The following is a 21,015-nucleotide window of genomic DNA, read 5'->3' as shown; positions in this document are numbered from 1 at the left end:
TCTGCAGTCCTCGGAGTCGTGGGTCAGCGGATGATGTCGCGGGCGCGAAGGGTGGCCACGTCGTCCTCGTGGAGACCGAGCGCGGCCAGGATGTCGTCGGTGTCCTGGCCGAGGTCGCGGCCGGTGAACCGGATGCCGCCGGGGGTATCGGACATCCGCCACATCACGTTGTGCTGCAGCAGCGGGCCGAAATCGGCGTCGTCGACCTCGACGAGCATCTCGGTCTCCCGGACGTGCGGGTCGTTGACCAGGTCGCGCGCGTCGTAGACCGGGGCGACCGCTGCGCCGGCCTCGGTGAACTGCTCGACGACCTCGTCGCGGGTGCGGGTGGCGATCCAGGAGCCGACCATCTCGTCCAGCAGGTCGGCGTGGGCGGCCCGGGTGCTGCCGGCCGAGAACCACGGCTCGTCGATCACCTCGGGATGGCCGACCAGGTGCATGACGCGTTCGGCGATGGCCTGCGCGCTGGTCGACACGGCGACCCAGTGGTCGTCACTGGTCCGGTAGGCGTTGCGGGGTGCGTTGTTGGTCGATCGGTTGCCGTGCCGCATGCCCACCTCGCCGGTCTGCTGGTAGACGGTGGGGCCGGGGCCGACGGCGGTCATGATCGGGTCGAGCAGGTTCAGGTCGATCACCTGTCCCCGGCCGCCGTTGCGCTCGCGGGCGAACAGAGCCATCGAGACGGCCGAGGACGCCGCGATGCCGGCGATCGAGTCGGCCAGGCCGAAAGCCGGCAGGGTGGGCGGGCCGTCGGCCTGGCCGGTCAGGTGGGCGAATCCGCTCATCGCCTCGGCGAGGGTGCCGAAGCCGGCGCGGGAGGCATAGGGGCCGGTCTGCCCGAAGCCGGTGATCCGCACCAGGATGAGTCCGGGGTTGAGCTCCTGCAGCACCTCGGGACCCACGCCCCAGCGCTCGAGCGTGCCGGGGCGGAAGTTCTCGACCACGACATCGCTCTGGGCGACGAGCGCGCGGAAGATGTCGGCGCCGTCGGGCGTGCTCAGGCTCAGGCCGATCGTCCGCTTGTTGCGGGCGATCTCCTTCCACCAGATCGGCACGCCGTCCTTGGCGGGACCGTGACCGCGCATGCCGTCACCGGCGATCGGATGCTCGATCTTGATCACGTCGGCACCGAAGTCGCCGAGCACCTGGCTGGCCAGCGGCCCGGCCAGGATCGTCGAGGCATCGAGCACGCGCACGCCATTCAGGGGACCCATAGTCGGGAATCATATATTATCTACGACCATGGTGAACATGGATGTTGATGTCGTCGTCGTCGGTGCCGGGGCCGCAGGGTTGTCGTGCGCCATCCGCGCCGCGAGCGCCGGTGCCTCCGTGCTCCTGGTGGAGAAGGATCGCCGCCTCGGCGGCACGTTGCACCTCAGCGGCGGGCACCTCGCCGCGGGCGGGACCCGACGCCAGCGTGAGCAGGGGATCGCCGACTCGCCGGAAGAACACCTGACCGACATCCGGCGCATCAGCCAGGGGACGGCCCGGGCGGAGCTGGTCGAGATCGTGGCGACCCACGCGCCGGCCACCGTCGACTGGCTCGACGACCGCGGCTTCGACTTCGCCCCCGAGACGCCGCGCATCGTCTACGGGCACGAGCCCTACGAGACGGCCCGCACGGTCTACGGCGTGAACGAGGGCGTGTCGATCCTGGCCGTGCTCGAGCAGGAGCTCGACCGCGTCCGGGCCACCGCCGACCTGGACGTGTGGCTCGACGCCGCGGTGACCGAGCTGCTGACCGGCGAGGACGGCCGGGTCACGGGCGTCGGCGTCCTGCGGTCGGGCAAGGAGGTCGAGGTCGGTGCCGGCGCCGTCGTCCTGGCCACCGGCGGGTACGGCGCGGACCCGGAGCTGTTCCGCGAGCTGGAGGGCGTCCCGCTGGTGTCGGCCGCCGCGCGGACCTCGACCGGTGACGGCATCCACCTGGGCCTCTCGGTCGGTGCGGCGCTGCAGGGCGCCGGCACCTACCTGCCGACCTTCGGCGGCCTGCCCGACCCGGTCTCACCGGGACGGGCCAACTGGCACGACCGGCAACGCCTCACCAGCGAGCGGCCGCCGTGGGAGATCTACGTCGACCGGGACGGCCGGCGCTGGGTCGCCGAGGACGAGGAGTCGATCGACGAGAAGGAGCGTGCCCTCGTCGGCGTGCCGGACCAGACGTTCTGGACGATCTTCGACGACACGGCACTGAGCGCCGCCAGCGGCGGGCTGCAGCAGATCGTCGTGGGGCGTGAGCCCGACGAGGTGCGCGCCATGGCGAACACCCGCCCGGGCGTGCACTCCGCGGCGTCGCTGGCCGAGCTCGCCGAGCTGGCCGGGATCGACGCTGCCGGGCTGGCCGCCACCGTGGCCTCGTACAACCGGGCGGTCGAGGCCGGGGTCGACGAGCAGTTCGGGCGCACCCACCTGCCGGCCCCGATCGCGAACGGGCCGTTCTACGCCCTGCGCAACCACGCGATCACCCTGGTCACCTTCCAGGGCGTGGACATCGACGCCGACTGCGCCGTCCGGTCCGAGGACGGGACGGTCATCGGCGGTCTCTACGCCGTGGGGGAGATCATCGGGGCCGGGGCCACTTGCGGCAACAGCTTCTGCTCAGGCATGCTGCTGACCCCCGCTCTGACCCTCGGGCGGTTGCTCGGGGACCGGTTGGGTCAGCTCGCGTCCTGATGGAAGACCCACAGGGTCTGCGCCGCGGGGGCCGGGACGGTCGTCACCAGCGTGTAGCCCTGCGCCTGGAGATTCTCCAGGGCACTGGCCAGTGATCCCTTGTGGCCGGAGGCGCGGTTGGTCGAGGCGTAGTTGATGTCGTCGTCATCGAGCACGCGGTAGGTCATGGCGTGACGATATCGGCGTGCGGGGTCACAGTAGGGTGCAGATCACTGTCGACGACTTCGAGGAGATCCATGAAGATCGGTATGCCCATCAACTACGTCGGTGAGTTCTCGCAGACCGTCGAGGAGCTCCGTGAGTACGAAGCGGTCGGCCTCGACCTGGTCCTGCTGGCCGAGGCATACACGTACGACTCGGTCAGCCAGCTGGGCTACATCGCCGCGCAGACCTCGACGCTGCAGATCGCCTCGAGCATCCTGAACATCTACTCCCGCACGCCCACCATGCTGGCGATGACCGCCGCAGGCCTGGACTTCGTGTCCGACGGGCGCTTCATCCTGGGCATCGGCGCCTCCGGCCCGCAGGTCGTCGAGGGCTTCCACGGCGTGAAGTACGAGGCGCCGTCGGGCCGCATGCGCGAGGTCGTCGACATCTGCCGCCAGGTGTGGCGCCGAGACAAGGTCGAGCACCGCGGCAAGTACTACCAGGTGCCGCTCACCAAGGAGGACGGCGGCAGTGGCCTGGGCAAGCCGCTGCGCCTGATCAACCACCCCGTCCGCGACCGGATCCCGATGGTGCTGGCCGCGCTCGGCCCCAAGAACGTCGAGCTGTCCGCGGAGATCTTCGAGGGCTGGGAGCCGATCTTCTACCTGCCCGAGCGCGCCGAGGAGGCCTTCGGCGAGGCGCTCGCGGCCGGCAAGGCCAAGCGTTCGCCCGATCTGCCGCCGCTGGAGATCATCGTCGACACCAGGATGCTGATCACCGAGGACGCCGACGAGCTCGCGGTCGCCGTCCAGGAGGTCCGCGACAACCTCGCGCTGTACATCGGTGGCATGGGCGCGCGCGACAAGAACTTCTACAACCAGCTCGCGATCCGCTACGGATTCGTCGACGCGGCCAAGGAGATCCAGGATCTCTACCTGTCGGGCAAGAAGGCCGAGGCGGCAGCCGCCGTCCCGGACGAGCTGGTCCACGGCGTCGCGATGCTGGGCCCGGCGGGGCACGTCGCGGAGCGTGTGGAAGCCTTCCGTGAGGCGGGGGTCACCTCGCTGAACGCCACCCCGTTGGCCAAGACCCATGAGCACCGCGTCAAGGACGTGGCTCGACTGAAGGAGTACGCATCGTGACACTCGACGACAAGCTGGCCGGCAAGACGGTCGCCGTGCTCGGCGGCACCGGACCGCAGGGCCGCGGGCTGGCCCGGCGCTTCGCCGCTGCCGGCGTGCCCGTCGTGATCGGCAGCCGCAAGGCCGACCGCGCCGAGGCCACTGCCGCCGACCTGGTCGAGGCGGTCGGGGGAACGGTCACGGGCGCCGACAACGAGGGTGCTGCCGCAGCCGGCGACATCGTGATCGTCGCGGTCCCGTGGGACGGCCACGCCGAGCTGCTCGCCGGGCTCGCCTCGACCCTCGCCGGCAAGCTGGTCGTCGACTGCGTGAACCCGATGGGCTTCGACAAGCAGGGTGCGTACCCGCTGCCGGTCGAGGAGGGATCGGCCGCGATGCAGGCCCGTCAGCTGCTGCCCGACTCGGTCGTCACCGCGGCCTTCCACCACGTGTCGGCCGTGCTGCTGGAGGATCCCGAGGTCACCTCGATGGACACCGACGTGCTGGTGCTGGGCGACGACCGCGAGGCCACCGACACGGTCCAGGCACTGGTCGACGTCATCCCCGGCATGCGCGGGATCTTCGGCGGACGCCTGCGCAACGCACACCAGGTCGAGGCGCTGACCTGCAACCTGATCAGCGTCAACCGTCGCTACAAGGCGCACGCGGGCGTGCGCATCACGGACGTCTGAGCCGATGACGCCCCGGGCCGTCGCGGTGTTCTGCGGATCCAGCTTCGGACGGGATCCGGCATACGCCGAGGCGGCCCGGCTCACCGGGCGCACGCTCGCTGAGCGCGGGATCGACGTGGTCTACGGCGGCGGCCACGTCGGCCTGATGGGACTGGTCGCCGATGCGGCCCTGGAGGCCGGGGGACGCGTCATCGGTGTCATCCCGCGGCAGCTGGACGACCGTGAGCTGTCACACCGGGGTGTCACCGAGCTGCTCGTCGTGGAGTCGATGCACGAGCGCAAGCAGCTCATGGCGGACCTGTCCGATGCGTTCATCGCCCTGCCCGGTGGAGCAGGCACGCTGGAGGAGATCGCCGAGCAGTGGACCTGGGCCCAGCTGACGATCCACGCCAAGCCGAGCGGCTTCCTGGACGTCGGCGGGTACTGGGCGCCCATGCGGCAGATGCTCACGACCATGGTGGACGAGGGCTTCGTGCGGGCCGAGCAGGCCGGCATCGTGTCCTTCGACGACGACCTCGACGCGTTGCTGGACGCCTTGTCGGCACCGCCGTCGTGGGTCGACAAGTGGGGCGCGCCCCGCGAGACACCCACCCCCTGACACCGCCGACCGAAATTTGGCCCATGAGCAACCGTTTCGAGGCTCCACCTCGACCACAACGGTTGCTCATGGGCCAAATTTCGGTGGCTACTGGCGTCCCCGCAGCTTGTCCAGGGCGCGGCGGTCGCGCTTGGTCGGCCTCCCTGCGCCACGATCGCGGCGGGGCATGATCGCGATCTCCTCCTTCGGCGGCGGTGGCGGTGTCTTGTCCTCGTAGCACTGCACCGCGACGGAGGCGCCGACGCGCTTCACGATGATCCTGGTGATCACGACGGTGCGCAGGCCGCCCTCGGTCAGCGCCTCGACGCGGTCGCCGATGTTGACCGGCTGCGAGGGCTTGGCCTTGGCGCCGTTGATGCGCACGTGGCCGGCCTTGCACTCCCGCGAGGCGATGCTGCGGTTCTTGTACAGCCGCACGGACGATACCCAGACGTCGGCGCGTGCGGTCGTCTCCATGTGTCCGACTCTAGACTCGGGCCATGAGCAGCGACGACATCGAGACCATCGAGATCAGCGGCGACATGATCCGGCTGGGGCAGTTCCTGAAGTTCGCGAACTTCGCGGAGTCGGGCGCGCACGCCGGTGCGATGATCGGCGACGGCGACGTGCTGGTCGACGGGGAGGTCGAGACGCGCCGCGGTCGTCAGCTCGCCAAGGGCATGGTCGTCGAGGTGCGGACGGCGTCCGCTGTCCACACGGCGAAGGTCGGCTGACCGGCCTCAGGCGAGGCGGTCGCGCCAGGCCCCGACGTCCGGAACGGCGAGCGCAACGGCATCGGTCATGCCCTGGACGTCCCACGTGACGACCAGCATGTCCGCGCCCGTCGTCTTGCCCAGGAAGTGCCGGGTCGCCCGGGCGGACGTGATCGCGTCCCGGGGGATGAGGATCTCCCGCTCGGGGGCCAGCTGGACGAAGAGCAGGTGCGACGGGCCCACGGCCAGGGTGCCCACGCCGCGTGCCTGGGTCCTGCCCTCCGACGCGACGCCCACGAGGCTGGCCGGTTCGCTGTGCTCGGGCTCCACGGCAGCGATGCGCCGGCGGTGCCGGGCCCGCACGGAGCGGAACCGCACGAGACCCGCGATCACGAGGGCACCCACACCCAGCAGCAGGCCGATGAGGACGATCAGCACGATGTCGAGCACGGCCCCAGTGTGCCGTAGTGGCTGCGGGAGTCGCACCTAGGATTGGCCCATGTCCTCCGACGGTGCCTCCGCCCCCATCCGCCTCGAGCTCGGGCTCGACACCTTCGGTGACGTCACCGAAGGTCCGGACGGTGAGCCGCTCCCGTATCCGCAGGTCATCCGCAACGTGATCGACCAGGCTGTGCTCGCCGACGAGCTCGGCCTGGCGTTCTTCGGGGTGGGGGAGCACCACCGCGAGGACTTCGCGGTCACCGCGCCCGAGGTGGTCCTGGCCGCGATCGCGTCGCGCACCACGAACATCCACCTGGGCACGGCGGTCACGGTCCTGAGCTCGGACGACCCGATCCGCGTCTACGAGCGCTTCGCGACGCTCGACGCGGTGTCGAACGGGCGCGCCGAGGTCATCCTGGGCCGCGGCTCGTTCACGGAGTCCTTCCCGCTGTTCGGCTTCGATCTGGCCCAGTACGAGGAGCTGTTCTCCGAGAAGCTCGACCTGTTCGCAGCGCTGCGCTCCGAGGGTCCGATCACGTGGCAGGGCAACCTGCGCCCGCCACTGGTCGACCAGGAGGTGTTCCCGAAGACCGCTGCCGGCTCGGTCAAGACCTGGATCGGCGTCGGGGGCAGCCCCGAGTCGGTCATCCGCGCCGCTCGCTACGGCATCCCGCTGATGCTGGCGATCATCGGCGGCCCGCCGGCCCAGTTCGCGCCGTTCGCCGATCTGTACCGTCAGGCGCTCCAGCAGCTGGGTCAGCCGGCGCTGCCGGTCGGCGTCCACTCGCCCGGCCACGTCGCCGACACCGACGAGCAGGCCCGCGAGGAGCTGTGGCCGCACTGGGCGGTGCAGCGCGAGCGCATCGGCCGCGAGCGTGGCTGGCCGCCGCCGACCCGCCAGGAGTTCGAGGTCGCCGCCGGACCCGAGGGCGCCGTGTACGTCGGCTCCCCGCAGACCGTCGCGGACAAGATCGTCCGCAACACCCGCATCCTGGGCCTGGACCGCTTCGACCTCAAGTTCAGCAACGGCACCCTCCCGCACGACAAGCTGATGCGCAGCATCGAGCTGTACGGCACGAAGGTCGCCCCCTTGGTGCACGCCGCCCTGGAGGCTTGAGGCTCGGCTGCCTACGGCAGGGGGGCCTGGATCGTGCGCAGGATGCCGTCGCCGAGGTTGGCCAGGACGCGACCGGCCTGGTTCTGCGCGCCGATCGAGCTGCGCGGCATGCGGACGCCGATGAGCTCGCCATCGCTGATGCCCTGAGGTGAGATGACGACACCCTGGCGCCCCTTCATCTCGACCTGCCAGCCGCTGAACCCGCTGCCGATCTCCCCGGAGTCGCCGCCCAGCACGATGGCGCGCCGGCGGTCGCCGCACGTGCGGGTCAGCGCCTTCAGGTAGTCCTTGGCCTCGACGTCCTTGAGCAGCTCGCCGTCGTCGATCAGCAGGACGACCGGGCCGTCCCCCTCCTCGATCAACGGTTGCAGCTCGGCGGCCGTCAGGTCGCTGGAGGTCAGCACGGCCCGCACCCCGGGACGACCGGCCAGGTCACGCAAGGGGGACGGCCGGGGCGCCGCGACGACCAGATCGGCGCCGCCGCGCAGCAGCGACTCGGCGACGGACAGCAGCACCGTGGAGCGTCCGGACCGCGGCGGGCCGCCGATCGTCGCCAGCGGCGTGCGCTCGAGATCCAGGCCGACCGCGGTGAGCTCGTCGCCGCCGACGCCGACGAGCGCCCACAGCGGCTGCGTGGTCGTCTGCTCGCGCATGTCCCAGGCGTCGTCGAACGACAGGCGGGTGGGCAGGACGTCGACCCGGAACGGTCTGGCCGACCGTGGGACGTCGGCATACGTGGCCTTGGCGTCGGCGGCCATGCGCCGCAGCTCGGCGGCCTGCGCCTGGCCCGTCGTGTCGGGGCCCAGCAGGGCGAACTGCAGCTCGAGCCCGGACTCGGAGCGGAAGCCGCGGCCCTCGGGCACCTCGTCCGGCATCTTGCGCGGTTGCAGGCCCAGCATCGAGTAGTCGGACTTGTCGGGCAGCTTCAGGCCGATCTTGTGCTCGACGAGCGAGCCCATCCGGGAGTTGACGAGCTGCCGGTCGCCGGTGATGACCAGGTGGATGCCGGCCGATGCTCCCTCGCGCAGGAAGTTCTGCACCTGGTCGAACAGCGCCCCGTTCTCGATCTCGGCCAGCCCGCCCAGGAATCCCTCCCAGCGGTCGAGCATGAGCACGATGTGGGGGAGGCGCTCCTCGGCAGGCATCGAGGCCCGCAGCTCGCCCAGATCGGCGAACCCGCCACCGGCGAGAAGCTCCTGGCGGCGGGCGAGCTCGCCGGTCAGGCGGCCGAACAGCCGGGTGACCCGGTCGGTCTGGGTGCGTTGCACGACCGCGCCGCAGTGCGGGAGATCGGTGAGTGCCAGCAACGCGCCGTTGCCGCAGTCGAGCCCGTAGACGTGGACGTCCGCGGGGCTGGCGAGCCGTCCGATCGAGGCGGCCATGGTGCGCAGCGCCTGCGAACGGCCGCTGCGCGGCCCACCGACGATGGACAGGTGCGAGAACGTCTCGAAGTCGATCGCGGCGTGCCGCCGGGCCTGCTCGGCGGGAAGGTCCTCGATGCCGAACGGGATGACCGGCAGGGCGGGTGCCTCCGGGACGGTGACATCGGCGAGCAGGTCGTCGAGCTGCACCTCGGTCGTGAGCGCCGGGAGCCACGGGCTGTGCTGGGGCGGCAGGCCCAGGTCGTCGTTGGCCTTGCGGACCGCCTCGACCAGCACCGTGAGGTCGGTGACCTCCGCATCGTCGACGACCGCCGCCCGCGGCCGCACCGCGATGGGCTGGGCCAGCTGGGGCAGACCGATCGTGCTGACCCACGGGGCCGCCGCGCTCGTGTTGACGGTGCCCGGCCGCCGGCCGCCGACGCGTCCGGACTGGAACGGCACCAGCGAGTTCGCACCGAGCCGGACGTAGGCGCGGCCCGGCGTGGCCTTGGAGATGTTGCCGGCATCGGGGGCGTCGATGACGTCCGTGCTCTCCGAGCCGTCGGTGACGCGCAGCGCGATGCGCAAGTTGGTGTTGGCGCGGATCTCGGGGGAGACGACACCGCTGGGCCGCTGCGTCGCCAGGATGAGGTGGATGCCCAGCGAGCGTCCCCGCTGAGCGATGTTGACCAGGCCGGTCACGAAGTCGGGCAGCTCGCGGGCCAATGACGCGAACTCGTCGATGACGATCAGCAGACGCGGCATCGCCGCCAGCTCGGGTCGCTTGGCCTGCAGGTCGACGTAGTCCTCGATGTCCTTGGCTCCGGCGGCGGCGAGCATGTGCTCGCGCCGGTTGAGCTCGGCGCCCAGCGACACCAGGGCCCGCTCGACCAGGTGCGTGTCGAGGTCGGTGACCATGCCGACGGTGTGGGGCAGGTCGACGCAGTCCTTGAACGCCGCACCGCCCTTGTAGTCGACCAGCACGAAGGTCATCCCGTCGGGCCGGTTGGAGACCGCCAGGGACGCGACGATGGTCTGCAGCAGCTCGGACTTGCCGGCGCCGGTCGTGCCGGCGACCAGGCCGTGCGGCCCGTCCTTGCGCATGTCGATCGAGAACGGCCCGTCCAGCGAGATGCCGACGACGGCCTCGGTCGAGCGAGGGCTGATCGACCACCGGGCCCGGATGAGCTCGGACGTCGGTGGCTCGAGCGCCATGACCTCGGTGAGCCGACACGCCGACGGCAGCACCGAGTCGTCGTCCCCACCGGAGATGTCGCGCAGCGGAGCGAGCGAGCGGGCCAGCCGGGACAGCCAGGCGGGGTCGACCAGGTCGGGGATGATGTCGTCGACCACCGTGACGCGCTGCTGGCGCAGCGTCAGTCCACGCGGGGTCTCCAGGACGACGGCGCTGGCCTCCTCGGGCAGCAGCCGCTCGTCAGTGTCGAGGCAGATCGAGTAGATGCCGAGCGCGGGGCCCTGCTTCAGCAGCGCGACGACGCCCGGCAGCGATCGCAGTCGCCGGGCGCCGTCGAAGACGATGACGATGTCAGCGTCGACGCGGGCCGGCTTGGAGGAGGACTTGGAGGCCGCCTGGGCACGAGCGGCGAGGGACGCGGAGAGCTCGGCGATGCGGCGGGCGCAGGTCTCGGTGTCGATGCCGATCGTCACGACGGTGTCCTGGCCGAACTGCGGGCGGGCGTGAGGCAGCCACCGCAGCCACTCCCAGGCGTCCGCACCCTCGGCGTCGGTCAGCACGTAGACCTGCGTGTCGCGAGGGCTCTGGAGGGTCGCCAGCTGCGCGATCGCCCAGGTGCAGACGCGCCGGGGCAGGTCGCCCTGTCCAGCGATGCCGACGACGCCGCGCTCCTCCAGCGGCAGCGTGACGGGCACGTCATAGGCGGGGCGGACGGTCTTGCGCTTGTGCTCCATCTGCTGGGGGTCGTCGACCGTGACGTCGGACTCCAGGTCGCCGACACCCAGTCGGATCGACAGGTAGTCCGGGTCGGTCGTCCGGCGTTCCCACAGCCGGGCCCGCGGTCCGCTCGCGATGAGCAGGGCCAGCGCCGGGTCGGGGGCCTCCATGCGGCGGGCGATCCGTTCGTCGACGACCGCTTGCGCGATGTCAGCCTCGACGGCGGCCGTCTTCTCCTTGTGCTCGGCCATCTGCTGGCGGTACGTCTGCTTGCCGGTCTTCTTGCTCTGCAGGTACGAGCCGAGCATCATCATCGGCGACATCGCGGCCATCATGAGCATGTACATGCGTCCGGTGATGAGTGCCAGGGACACGCCCATCACGACCGGGATCATCATCGTCAGCCACGGCAGCCCGTTCTTGCTCTGCTGCGACGGGAGCTGGGGCAGCTTGAACTGGGTCGGACGCTCGGGCGGCAGCAGGCGGGGCGGACGGTTGTAGTCGCTCCAGCCGGGGTCCGCGCTGTCGTCGACGGCTGCGTCCGGTTCCTGGATCGTCTCCAGCTCGAGCAGGATGTCGCCGACGCTCAGCTGCGAGCCGATCTCCCACGTCGTGGTGTCGGTCAGCTCCTCGCGGTCCAGCGCCAGCGGGGGATCGGCGTGCGGCACCGTCTCGGCGAGCACGTCGGCGGCACCCTCCATCACGCTGACGGTGACCTCGCCGCGCAGCGACACCTCGATCGAGACGGCGACCGGCGGCACCCGGTCGTCCGCGAGCCGAATGGTGCATCCGGGATCCGTGCCGATGCCGGCCTCGCCGGCCATCAGCCGGTGGACCGCGCCCGCGCCGGTGCCGGACACGATCCGGATCTCGACCAGGCCCTCCGGCTCGTCGACGATCGAGGCGGCCGGGTCGCCGATCGACAGGATCGACCCGGTCTTGAGGCCGGCCTCTGCGACCGGGCTGCCCGGGTCGAGCGGCTCGCCACGCAGGTAGACCGTCGGAGCCGCGTCGGCCACGCTGTCCGGGGACCGGCCGCTGCGGCGCGCGGCCAAGGAGATGACGTGGGGCGACTCGATGACGGACGTGCCGCTCAGCCCGGCGATCTCGGCGATGACATCGCCCAGGGGAGTGGACTCGTCGGCGTCCAGCACGATGTCGCGGCGCAGGCCGACCTCAGGCTGGATCACAGTCACTTCGACACGCATGCGGGTCAGCATAGGTGGGCGGCGTCCCACCGACGCCCGGCTCGGCGAAATCGGTTCGGTGTTGGAGATGAAGATTCACCCTGTCTCCGTTATGGTGTTGGCCACATGCCGGGTTGAGTACCGGGGCCAGCAGAGGCCATCGGGGGGCCGGCGCAGGATATTCGACGAGAAAGGCTCGACCTATGGCGAACATGAATGTCACCTATGAAGAGATGCGCGGAGCGGCGACCCAGCTCAGGGGCGGTCAGAACGAGATCGAGGTGACCCTCGGGAAGCTCATGGACCTGGTGCGAACCCTCGTCGAAGGTGGCTACGTCACCGACAAGTCCTCGAAGGCGTTCAACGTGTCCTACGAGGACTTCGACAAGGGCGCCAAGCAGGCCATCTCGGGCCTGGAGGGCATGGGCGAGTACCTGACGAAGGCCGCTGAGGCTCTCGAGCAGACCGACGAGCAGCTCGCCTCGGCCCTCAAGGGCTGAATCCAGCGCACGCAGGCATACGAAGGCGCGCACTCCGTCCACGGACGGGTGCGCGCCTTCGTGCGTCCGCTCGTGCTGATCACCCTGTCGGGGGTTGCTCGTCCGAATTTCTCGGGCGGGCCTGAACCCATCGCGACGGCTCCTGGCTGCTGACCGGGACGGTCGGGGCGGCCACCCTGCGGAAGCCTCCTGGGCAAGGGGGCCGCGGTACCGTGGAACCACGTCGTCCGCGAGGGGAAACCATGGCCGAGGCAGCGATCCGGGTGCTCGTGCTCGAGGACGACCGCGACGCGGCCAACTTCATGCGTGCCAGCCTCCAGCGACACGGCGGGATGGAGGTCGACCTGGCGGGCACGGCCGACGAGGCCGTCGCGGCGATGCGGCGGCACGGCTACGACGTGCTCGTGGCCGACATCCGGCTCCCGGGCCGCTCGGGGTTGCAGGTGCTGCCGGAGTTCCGCGCGCTCAACCCGAGCATCGCGATCCTGATCCTCACCGCCTACCCGACCTTCGACCACGCTGTCGAGGCGCTCCGCGAGGACGCCGATGACTTCATCGCCAAGCCGATCGGGGCCGAGGAGCTGGTCAGGCGGGTCCGCGAGCTGGCGCAGCTGGCCCGCAGCCGCCAGGCCCCGTCGAGGCTGCGGGTGCTGGCGATCGGTGCGCACCCCGACGACGTCGAGCTCGGGGTGGGTGCGACGCTCGCGGCCCACGCGGCGGCCGGCGACGAGCTCACCACGCTCATCCTGTCCGGCGGCGCGGTCGGTGGGAGCGCCGACGTCCGCCACCAGGAGGCGATGCACGCGGCCGCCGTGGTCGGCGCTCGGCTGATCCACCTGGACTTCGCCGACACCCGGATGTCACCCGCGGACGGCCTCATCGGGGCCGTCGAGCAGACCGTCGCGGAGGTCGACCCCGACCGCATCTACACCCATGGCATGCACGACCGCCACCAGGACCACCGCGCCGTGCACGACGCCGTGGAGGTCGGCGCGCGGTCGGTGGCGGACCTGTGGTGCTTCCAGAGCCCGTCGTCCACCGTCGACTTCCGGCCCAACCGCTTCGTCACCGTCGACGGTTTCGTCGACACCAAGCTCGAGATGCTCGCCGCCTTCGTCTCGCAGAGGCATCGCGACTACATCCAGCCCGACGTGGTCCGCGCGACCGCGCGCTACTGGGCCCGCTTCAGCAGAGCCCTGGAGGCGGAGCCGCTCGAGACCGTCCGGGTGACCCAGACGGTGCGCGCCACGACCACGGTGCGGGCGACGCAGGCCGTGGACGACTCCGCGGCGGACACCGCCCACGGCGGCGTCGGCTGATGCCCACGGTGGGCGGCACGCGGGTGCGCGAGCTGACCCGCCGGGTCGCCGACGCGTGGCCGACGCCGGACGCATCGGGGTGGCGCCACCTGCCGTTCACCCTGCTGGTCGTCCTGGTGGCCCTGATCGTCTCCAAGATCCCCTTGCCCACTCGCGCCCCGCTCGTCGTCGCCGCGGTCGCGGTGAGCCTCACGGTCCAGGCGCTGGCGAGCCTGGCGCGGCCGGCGCGCTGGTCGCGCGAGTGGATGCTGCTGCTCCCCCTCGGCCAGATCCTCGCGGTGTCCCTGCTCGACCTCGGCAGCGGGGACCGAACCGGCTCGGTCGCCGTGCTGCTCTTCGTCCCCGGCATCGCTCTCGCGCTGGTCCCCGGCCTCCTCCCGCTCCTGGCGGGACTCCTCACCGTCACCCTCGCCTGCTTCGCCCCGGTGTTCCTCGCCGAAGACCGGTTCTACCCCGTGCTGCACGGCGTGGTCACCGCGCTGATGATCTGCGCCCTGATGGTCCACAGCCACGCGATGATCTCCACCGTCCGCCGGCACGAGCGCAGCCTGGCGGCGGCCGAGGACCTGATGCGCAGCATCATGTCCGCCGCGTCCGAGCAGGCGATCATAGCGACCGACGCGACCGGCCGCCTGGTGGCGGCGAGCAGCGGTGCCGAGCGGCTCTTCGAGGCTCCCGCCGACCGCCTGGTGGGCACCGAGCTGACCCGGCTGATGGGCGAGGACGGCGCATCGCTGGCCGGGCTCGTCGGGGCGGCGGCCGACGGCGGCTCGCACGTCTCGCAGTGGCGACGGTCGATCGGCGGTTCGGCGCGTGTCGTGGAGTACGTCGTGACGCCCCGACCGGGCAACGCCTCGGAGCCTGCGTCGGAGCCGGGCTCGGGGCCGGGCCCGGCCCCGCCGGAGGGCTACCTCGTCGTCGCGACCGACGTGACCGCGCGCGAGGAGGAGGAGGAGCGGCAGGAGCAGTTCATCGGACTGGTCACCCACGAGCTGCGCACGCCGCTGGTCTCGATCCTCGGCTACGTCGACCTGCTGCGGCTCGAGCCCGCTGCGCTCACGACGGAGCAGCGCGAGTACGTCGAGGTGCTGGCCCGCAACGCCCGCCGCCTCCGTGGCCTCGTCGACGACCTGCTCCTCAGCGCCCGCCTGGCGGCCGGCGAGCGGATGGCCCACGAGGAGGTCGACGCCGTCGAGGTCGTGCGGGCGGCGCTCGCCAGCGTCCGGCCGATCGCGGACGCCGCCGACGTGGCGCTGGAGCTGTCCGGCGACGACCGCGTGCCGCTCGTCTCGGACCCGCAGCGGCTCGGCCAGGTCGTCGACAACCTCCTCACGAACGCCGTCAAGTTCAGCCACGCCGGCGGGCAGGTCCGGGTCGAGGTGGTGGCCGAGCCCGCGCCCGACGGCGGACGCGGCGCACGGATCCGGGTCGCCGACGACGGCGCCGGGATCGAACCGGACGAGCTGCGCCGCATCACCGAGCCCTTCTACCGCTCGCGCGAGAGCCGCCGTCGCCGGATCGCGGGCGTCGGGCTCGGCCTCACGCTCGTCCAGGCGCTCGTGTCGGAGCACCGCGGCACGCTCACGATCGACAGCGAGCCCGGACGCGGCACGGAGGTCGTCGTCCGGCTGCCCGACGCCGCGGCCCGCGCCGACCACGAGGGCTAGGTGCCGTCGGGGTTCCACACCGAGGCGAGCGCCTTCCAGTAGGGATCGGACATCAGCGACAACGGCGTCACGTTGACCGAGGTGATCCCGTGGGTCTCCGCGGCCCGCAGCGCGGCGACGAACCGCGACGTGCTGATCGGTCGGACCCGCGGACCGGGCGGTCGATCCCAGACCCCGACCGACACGGTCAGCCGCGACATGTCGAGCCCGGTCTGCTCCAGCCGGTCGAGCACTTGCTCGAGGTCCTTCGAGCGGTGGGTGCGGTAGAGGTAGGCCCACAGGATCAGGCGCTCGAACTGGCCGAGCAGGACGGCGTAGTCGTGGCCGCTGATCAGGTCGCCGCGGGCCGGGTGCTTCCAGTTGATCCGTACGTCCATCGCGAGGCCGACCCGCGACCCCGCACCGTCCCGGGTGGCGTCCATCCGCTTCCGCATCCGCCCGAGCAGGTCGGCGATCACCGCCGCGCGCCACGCCTTGATGCTGGACGCCTCCTCGTTGATCGACCCGTCGCTGGTGCGCGGCCAGTCGCTGCGGCCGGTCATCTGCTTGAAGAGTCGCCGGTCGTCGCTGCCGAAGGTGTAGCCGTTGAGGAACAGCTCGGTGATCGAGATCTGGGCGGGGTCGTAGCGCTCGCAGAGCGCGCCGACGAAGTCGACCAGGCGTCGGCCGACCTCGCCGTGGACGAGCTGGCTGGCCGAGGCCTGGTAGACCGCCCGGCGTCCGTCGATGGAGACCCCGGCGGCGCGCGGGTGGTCCGCCAGCCAGTTCGGTGCCATGGCGTCGACGATCAGGCCGACCTGGCGGTTCGACCCGTCCGCCGCCCGGTGGAGGTCCCGGGCCGCCCGGGCCAGGTGGTCGGTGCCGGGCTCGGCGGCCGCCGCGGGATGGGCCTTCCAGTCGAAGGCGGTGAACTCGATCCGCCCGGCGTTGAGCTCGACCGCGTTGGCGCCCGCCTCGTCGAGCCGGCCGGCGACCTGCGACCAGTTGGTGTCCGGGTCGACGACGGTCGCGAAGTCGACGCTCACCGACCGGGTCTTGTCGGGGACCAGGGAGGGGCGCATCGGGGGCACCGACGTGGTGTCCTTGCCCGACGCGGTGGGGCTGGTCGTCTCCCACGGCTGCGAGATCGCCAGGGCGGCGACCACGGAGGTGGTCACGATGCCCACGACGATCAGGAGCCACGGCCATCGTTGTCGCTCAGTCCCCGCACCGAGACCGTTCCGGTCCGTTCCAGTTTGTTCCATCGGTTCTCCGCGTTCCCGAGCTCGAGCCGTACGGCGTCCAGCACGACGAAGGTCATCAGGGTCGAGTAGAGCGGCCACAGCGGGACCGTCCAGAGGTGGCGCAGGTCGTCGACTGCCCGGTCGAGCGCCAGCGCGAGCGCCAGCAGCGCCAGCGACGTCGGCACCCCCAGCAGCAGCACCCACGCCCACCAGGCCTGTGGCAGCCAGTCGGTGCCGTCCACGGCGAGGAGCCAGCCCACGCCCACCGCGGCCGACAGCTGCAGGAAGGGCGCGATCACCTGGGTGACGATGTTGAAGAGCAGGTAGACGCCGAAGGTGCCGTACCGGGGGTTGCCCACCATCGGCCAGTGCATCTCGATGGTCTGCAGCAGTCCCCGCGCCCACCGCACCCGCTGCCGCCACAGCCCTCGCAGGGTGGAGGGCGACTCGGCGTACACCACGGCCTGCGGCGCGAACGCCACCTGGAAGCCCGCCCGGTGGACCCGCCAGGTCAGCTCCAGGTCCTCGCCCAGCGTGTCCGTGCGCAGCGGCCCCACCCGGTCGAGCACGTCGCGACGATAGGCGCCGATGTTGCCGGACACGACCGGCAGGCAACCGAGCACGTCGAGACCGCGACGCATCAGCCCGGTGCCGACGTGACTGATGACGGAGAGGAGGCGGGTGAGCGTCCGGTCGAGGTTCACCGGCCTGTCGTTGCCGCACACCGCGCCGATGCGCGGGTTGCGGAAGCCCTGCAGCAGCATCGTCAGGGTGTCGGGGCGGAAGACACCGTCGGCGTCGACGAGCACGAGGACCTCACCGGCGGCCGCAGCGATCCCGGTGTTGAGGGCTGCGCCCTTGCCTGCGTTGGCCTGCCGCAGCGCCCGCACGACGCCCGGGTGGTCGGCGGCCAGCTGCTGCATTCGCGCGAAGGTGTCGTCGGTGGAGCCGTCGTCGACGCACACGATCTCCAGGTGGGGATAGTCGCTGCGGGCGATGGAGCGTACGCACTGGTCGATGACGCGCGCCTCCTCGAAGGCCGGCACCACCACGGTCAGTCGCGGCGCCTCGGTGAACATCGGGCCGTAGCCGCCCGGCCCGAGGCCGCTGCGCCGGGCGCGGACCTCGAAGACGAGGGCGAACGGCACCATCCCGAGACGCACGATCCCGGCGGCGGCGAGCGGCACGAGCAGCACGAGGACCAGCGCCGCCACGAAGGCGATCACGGATCAGCCCGACCACTCGACGAGCACGTCCTCGAGGACCTCTGGGGCGTGGGCGGACAGCGCGCCGAACCTGCTGTTGACCTCGAGCACCACGGGGGTCCCGTCGCCCGCCCTCCGCACGTCCATGTCGACCGGACCCACCAGGTCCAGCGCCTCCACCGTGCGGACGGCCAGCGCGGCCACGTCGGGCTCGGCGTCGTCGGGCAGGCGCTCGACCGCCGCCGCGTTGCCCACCCGGCCCTGCTTGAGCTCGGTCTTGCGCAGCACCACGACCCGGCACCTGCCGGTGTGCGGCGAGCGGTAGACCTGGGGGCTGTACTCGACGCCCGGCGCGTAGCCCTGGACCAGCCACGTCGCGTCGAGCGAGTCCCACACCGGGTCGCCCCCGTCCTCGACGACGTGCACGCCGCGACCACCGCGGCTCACCCGCGGCTTCACCACGACGAGGCCGCCGCCCCAGGACACGGCGTCGGCCGCCGAGCCCACCTCCGCCACGGTGGCGTGCGGCGGCACCGCGACGCCGCGCTCGGCCAGCGCCCACATGGTGAGCAGCTTGTCGGCGGCGACGGCGACCGGGCCCGGCGCCGAGAGCACCAGCCCCGCGCCCATCCCCGTCGCCAGGCCGAGGACGGCGAGCCGGGGCAGCTCCTCGGCGACGGTGGGGACGACGAGGTCGGGACGCAGCCGCGCCACCAGGTCGCGCATGTCCTGGTCGTACGCCGGGTCGAGCGCGCCCACCGCCGGCAGGACCGCGTCGTACCCGGGGACGTCGGTCGGCGCGAGGTCGACGCCCACCAGGCGCGGACCCCCACCCCTGTCGGCCTGCGCCAGCGCCTGGACGCCGAGTGCGCGCCCCGCCGGTCCGGCCGCGCCGGTGACGAGCATGGTCGTGCGCTCCGAGGGTGCGCTCATCCACCGAGTTTAGCCACGGGGGCCGTGCCGCGCTCAGACGACGATGAGCCCGCAGGCGCGCTGTCCTGTATTAGGGTGATCGCGACAGTTGGTCGTCATCTCAGGGGGAAATGTGCGCCGTCGAGTCCTGTCCACACTGGTCATCGTCCCGGTCCTGGCTCTGTCGGCCTGCGGGGGAAGCGACGAGTCCGAGGCGATCAAGCCCGTGAAGTCCGCCAGTCCGTCCGCCTCGGCGACTCCTTCGCCGACTCCTTCGGCGACCACCGACGCCCCCCTGCCCACCACCACTCCGGAGGCGGCCAAGGTCGCCGTGGCAGTGCTCGGCAGCAGCGTGGCCAAGACAGCAGACGAGAAGGCTGCCGTCGACGCGTGGATGACGTACTGGCAGGCGGTCTCCGCGACGTACGACAAGCTCGAGCCTGCGCCGGGCCTCGACCAGGCCCGGGGCAAGCCCCTGACCGATGTGCTCGACTACCTCAACCAGCTCAAGACCAAGAACCATCGCAGCGTCGGTTGGACGCGTGACCACGTGCTGGCAGTCGGGGTCAAGGGCGACGCGGCCGTGATCCGGGACTGCTCGGAGAACTTCACGTTCGAGGTCGATGCCGCGGGCAAGCCCGTCGAGGAGGTCACGCCGTTCTACTCGATCATCGCCCAACTGACCCGCAAGGACGGACGGTGGCTCGTGACCGGTCTGACGACGGAGCGTCGCCAACAGGACTGCCGCAGCTGAGGAGTCTTCACGCCACCACGGATCGACAGGGCGGTCAGGGGCTGGCATCATCGGAGCAGCTGCGATTTCAGGGGAGATCGCACATGCTCCGGGGGAAGAACATGAAGACTCGTCTGCTCATCCGCATGGCCACGGCCGTGTCCGTCGGGGCGCTCGGCGCCGCGGCCCTGTCGTCGCCCGTCTCGGCCGACAAGGCTGGTCCCGGAGGCACGGCCGGGCCGGGCAACCTCGAGGCCAGGGCGGAGATCCGCGTCAGCGGCCACGTCAAGGGCGGTCGCAGCGGCACGACCACCGTGAGTGCACCCGCCATCTGCTGGTGGGAGAAGAGCGACGTCAGCGGCGACAGCATCGAGAGCATCGCTCTGATCTTCCAGGTCATGTTCGGCATCAACCTCGATCAGAAGGCCCTCGACCAGCTGAAGAAGGACGAGGAGGCCGGCAAGACCTTCGAGTGGTACCAGCGCAAGACCAGCCCGACGGCGAGTCCCGCACAGCTCGAGGCCGCGGGGTGCAACGACTTCTCCGGTCCCTACCGCGGACTGTTCATCGGTCTCCTCCTGCGCCCGTTCGAGCCCGGAAACCCGCCTGAGCCCATTCCGGATCCCGAGGAGATGGCCGACGTCGCGATGGAGAACATCGACCTCGAAGGGCCGGAGCTCAACTGGAATCCCAAGGCTGACTCGCTCGGTGGCGGCACCCTGGTCAATCTCCCGACGTGGTTCTGGGTCACCAACCCGGAGCCGGCCGTGGGCGATGCGGGCGGCGAGCGAAGGGTGACCGCTACTGCCGATGCCGGCGGGCAGCAGATGACGGTGACGGTGACGGCCAAGGCCAGCAAGCTGCAGATCGCCTCACCGGCGGGTGCCGCGTCGTGCTCGATCGCCCAGGCCCGGACCGTCTATGCGAGCGGGACGCCACAGAGCTCGGCCTGCACGCTGACCTTCCAGCGTGCCTCGACGGCGTACGAGGGCGGATTTCCGGTGCGGGCGACCGTCGCATGGACAGCGTCCTGGCGTGGCACCGGTCCGGGAGTGCCGGCCGGTGAGCAGCAGCTGGACGGCGTGGTGATGGACTCGACCACCAATGTCCCGGTGCGCGAGTCTCAGGCCCTCGTCAAGGGCGCCTCCTGAACCGCCGACGGGTGATCGGGCCCGCGGTGCGGGAGCTCCGGTCGGACCGCGCGGTCCTGCGACAGGTCCTGGCGTGTGCGCTGGGCATCGGCACCGCCGCGGCGGGCGGCGCCGCATCATGCTCGACAGCGGCTCGTGGAGTCCTGCTGTCCTCGACGAGCTGGTCTCGATCATCGGTGTCGACACCGCGACGGGGTTCATGGACGCCCGTGCGTGGCAGCGCCGCGCCCCCGGACTCCTGCCGTGGACGTACCGGCATCCCTGGCTGACCGTCTTCGGCGGAGTGCTGGTCACCTTCGTCCTGCTGTTCGTGCTGATCTCCCTGCTGCCCGTCGCGGCTTCGTCCTGACGTTCGCTGCCC

At 71.3% G+C, this 21,015-nt stretch carries 20 protein-coding genes; 12 read left to right on the top strand and 8 right to left on the bottom strand.

Annotation, left to right across the window (positions count from 1 at the left end; genetic code table 11):
* Nucleotides 1-23: 23 nt before the first annotated feature.
* Nucleotides 24-1,214 (bottom strand): CaiB/BaiF CoA transferase family protein, encoded by a 1,191-nt coding sequence (locus NQV15_RS12220; protein ID WP_232400154.1) that lies wholly within the window; start codon nt 1,212-1,214, stop codon nt 24-26.
* A gap of 37 nt (nt 1,215-1,251) precedes the next feature.
* On the opposite strand from NQV15_RS12220, the gene NQV15_RS12215 reads away from it, so the two are divergent.
* A complete protein-coding gene (locus NQV15_RS12215; RefSeq protein WP_232400153.1) occupies nt 1,252-2,676 on the top strand; it encodes an FAD-dependent oxidoreductase in 1,425 nt (474 codons plus the stop codon).
* On the opposite strand, the gene NQV15_RS12210 is transcribed toward NQV15_RS12215, so the two are convergent.
* Nucleotides 2,661-2,843, bottom strand: a complete 183-nt coding sequence (locus NQV15_RS12210; protein WP_232400152.1) for a hypothetical protein — start codon at nt 2,841-2,843, stop codon at nt 2,661-2,663. The genes NQV15_RS12215 and NQV15_RS12210 overlap by 16 nt on opposite strands.
* Before the next feature lie 69 nt (nt 2,844-2,912).
* On the opposite strand from NQV15_RS12210, the gene NQV15_RS12205 reads away from it, so the two are divergent.
* From NQV15_RS12205 to NQV15_RS12195, 3 genes are read left to right on the top strand one after another with little or no spacing between them, the layout of a single operon-like run.
* Nucleotides 2,913-3,965 carry an LLM class F420-dependent oxidoreductase gene (locus NQV15_RS12205; RefSeq protein WP_232400151.1) on the top strand — a complete coding sequence of 351 codons (1,053 nt, stop codon included), beginning with the start codon at nt 2,913-2,915 and terminating at the stop codon, nt 3,963-3,965.
* Complete coding sequence (gene npdG, locus NQV15_RS12200) at nt 3,962-4,636, top strand: NADPH-dependent F420 reductase (RefSeq protein WP_232400150.1); 675 nt, start codon at nt 3,962-3,964, stop codon at nt 4,634-4,636. Before NQV15_RS12205 ends, npdG begins: the two co-directional genes overlap by 4 nt.
* 4 nt (nt 4,637-4,640) lie before the next feature.
* Nucleotides 4,641-5,234 (top strand): LOG family protein, encoded by a 594-nt coding sequence (locus NQV15_RS12195; protein ID WP_232400149.1) that lies wholly within the window; start codon nt 4,641-4,643, stop codon nt 5,232-5,234.
* A gap of 87 nt (nt 5,235-5,321) precedes the next feature.
* Here the strand turns inward: NQV15_RS12195 and NQV15_RS12190 are convergent, their stop codons facing one another.
* The gene (locus tag NQV15_RS12190) at nt 5,322-5,690 is read right to left on the bottom strand and encodes an RNA-binding S4 domain-containing protein (RefSeq protein WP_232400148.1); all 369 of its coding nucleotides are present in this window, start codon (nt 5,688-5,690) and stop codon (nt 5,322-5,324) included.
* A 23-nt stretch (nt 5,691-5,713) separates the two neighbouring features.
* Here NQV15_RS12190 and NQV15_RS12185 point away from each other — a divergent pair, with 23 nt between their 5' ends.
* Nucleotides 5,714-5,947, top strand: a complete 234-nt coding sequence (locus NQV15_RS12185; protein WP_255670017.1) for an RNA-binding S4 domain-containing protein — start codon at nt 5,714-5,716, stop codon at nt 5,945-5,947.
* 6 nt (nt 5,948-5,953) lie between these two features.
* Here the strand turns inward: NQV15_RS12185 and NQV15_RS12180 are convergent, their stop codons facing one another.
* Complete coding sequence (locus NQV15_RS12180) at nt 5,954-6,376, bottom strand: hypothetical protein (RefSeq protein WP_232400147.1); 423 nt, start codon at nt 6,374-6,376, stop codon at nt 5,954-5,956.
* A 49-nt stretch (nt 6,377-6,425) separates the two neighbouring features.
* On the opposite strand from NQV15_RS12180, the gene NQV15_RS12175 reads away from it, so the two are divergent.
* The gene (locus NQV15_RS12175; protein ID WP_232400146.1) at nt 6,426-7,484 is read left to right on the top strand and encodes an LLM class flavin-dependent oxidoreductase; all 1,059 of its coding nucleotides are present in this window, start codon (nt 6,426-6,428) and stop codon (nt 7,482-7,484) included.
* An 11-nt stretch (nt 7,485-7,495) separates the two neighbouring features.
* On the opposite strand, the gene NQV15_RS12170 is transcribed toward NQV15_RS12175, so the two are convergent.
* On the bottom strand, nt 7,496-11,965 hold the full coding sequence (locus NQV15_RS12170; RefSeq protein ID WP_232400145.1) for an FtsK/SpoIIIE domain-containing protein: 4,470 nt from the start codon (nt 11,963-11,965) through the stop codon (nt 7,496-7,498).
* Nucleotides 11,966-12,147: 182 nt separating this feature from the next.
* Between NQV15_RS12170 and NQV15_RS12165 the strand changes: the two genes are divergently transcribed.
* The 3 genes from NQV15_RS12165 to NQV15_RS12155 all read left to right on the top strand — a co-directional run bounded on the left by NQV15_RS12165 (nt 12,148) and on the right by NQV15_RS12155 (nt 15,430).
* On the top strand, nt 12,148-12,444 hold the full coding sequence (locus tag NQV15_RS12165; RefSeq protein ID WP_232400144.1) for a WXG100 family type VII secretion target: 297 nt from the start codon (nt 12,148-12,150) through the stop codon (nt 12,442-12,444).
* A 242-nt stretch (nt 12,445-12,686) separates the two neighbouring features.
* Complete coding sequence (locus NQV15_RS12160) at nt 12,687-13,763, top strand: response regulator (protein ID WP_232400143.1); 1,077 nt, start codon at nt 12,687-12,689, stop codon at nt 13,761-13,763.
* Nucleotides 13,763-15,430 (top strand): sensor histidine kinase, encoded by a 1,668-nt coding sequence (locus NQV15_RS12155; protein ID WP_232400142.1) that lies wholly within the window; start codon nt 13,763-13,765, stop codon nt 15,428-15,430. Before NQV15_RS12160 ends, NQV15_RS12155 begins: the two co-directional genes overlap by 1 nt.
* Here the strand turns inward: NQV15_RS12155 and NQV15_RS12150 are convergent.
* Genes NQV15_RS12150 through NQV15_RS12140 form a run of 3 tightly spaced genes read right to left on the bottom strand, consistent with a single transcriptional unit; the run spans nt 15,427 to nt 18,791 of the window.
* Nucleotides 15,427-16,587 carry a hypothetical protein gene (locus tag NQV15_RS12150; RefSeq protein WP_232400141.1) on the bottom strand — a complete coding sequence of 387 codons (1,161 nt, stop codon included), beginning with the start codon at nt 16,585-16,587 and terminating at the stop codon, nt 15,427-15,429. The genes NQV15_RS12155 and NQV15_RS12150 overlap by 4 nt on opposite strands.
* A 14-nt stretch (nt 16,588-16,601) precedes the next feature.
* The gene (locus tag NQV15_RS12145) at nt 16,602-17,879 is read right to left on the bottom strand and encodes a glycosyltransferase (protein WP_232400140.1); all 1,278 of its coding nucleotides are present in this window, start codon (nt 17,877-17,879) and stop codon (nt 16,602-16,604) included.
* A gap of 3 nt (nt 17,880-17,882) precedes the next feature.
* Complete coding sequence (locus NQV15_RS12140) at nt 17,883-18,791, bottom strand: ATP-grasp domain-containing protein (protein WP_232400139.1); 909 nt, start codon at nt 18,789-18,791, stop codon at nt 17,883-17,885.
* A gap of 112 nt (nt 18,792-18,903) precedes the next feature.
* Between NQV15_RS12140 and NQV15_RS12135 the strand changes: the two genes are divergently transcribed.
* From NQV15_RS12135 to NQV15_RS12125, 3 genes are all read left to right on the top strand, one after another.
* Nucleotides 18,904-19,524, top strand: a complete 621-nt coding sequence (locus tag NQV15_RS12135) for a hypothetical protein (protein WP_232400138.1) — start codon at nt 18,904-18,906, stop codon at nt 19,522-19,524.
* A gap of 101 nt (nt 19,525-19,625) precedes the next feature.
* Nucleotides 19,626-20,654 carry a hypothetical protein gene (locus NQV15_RS12130; protein WP_232400137.1) on the top strand — a complete coding sequence of 343 codons (1,029 nt, stop codon included), beginning with the start codon at nt 19,626-19,628 and terminating at the stop codon, nt 20,652-20,654.
* Nucleotides 20,655-20,772: 118 nt separating this feature from the next.
* Nucleotides 20,773-21,003, top strand: a complete 231-nt coding sequence (locus NQV15_RS12125; RefSeq protein ID WP_232400136.1) for a hypothetical protein — start codon at nt 20,773-20,775, stop codon at nt 21,001-21,003.
* Nucleotides 21,004-21,015: the final 12 nt, after the last annotated feature.

Source organism: Aeromicrobium wangtongii, assembly GCF_024584515.1.
In the GTDB taxonomy this organism is placed as follows: domain Bacteria; phylum Actinomycetota; class Actinomycetes; order Propionibacteriales; family Nocardioidaceae; genus Aeromicrobium; species Aeromicrobium wangtongii.
Note: the sequence above shows the minus strand (reverse complement) of the source record. Positions and strands in the feature narration are given on the sequence as shown.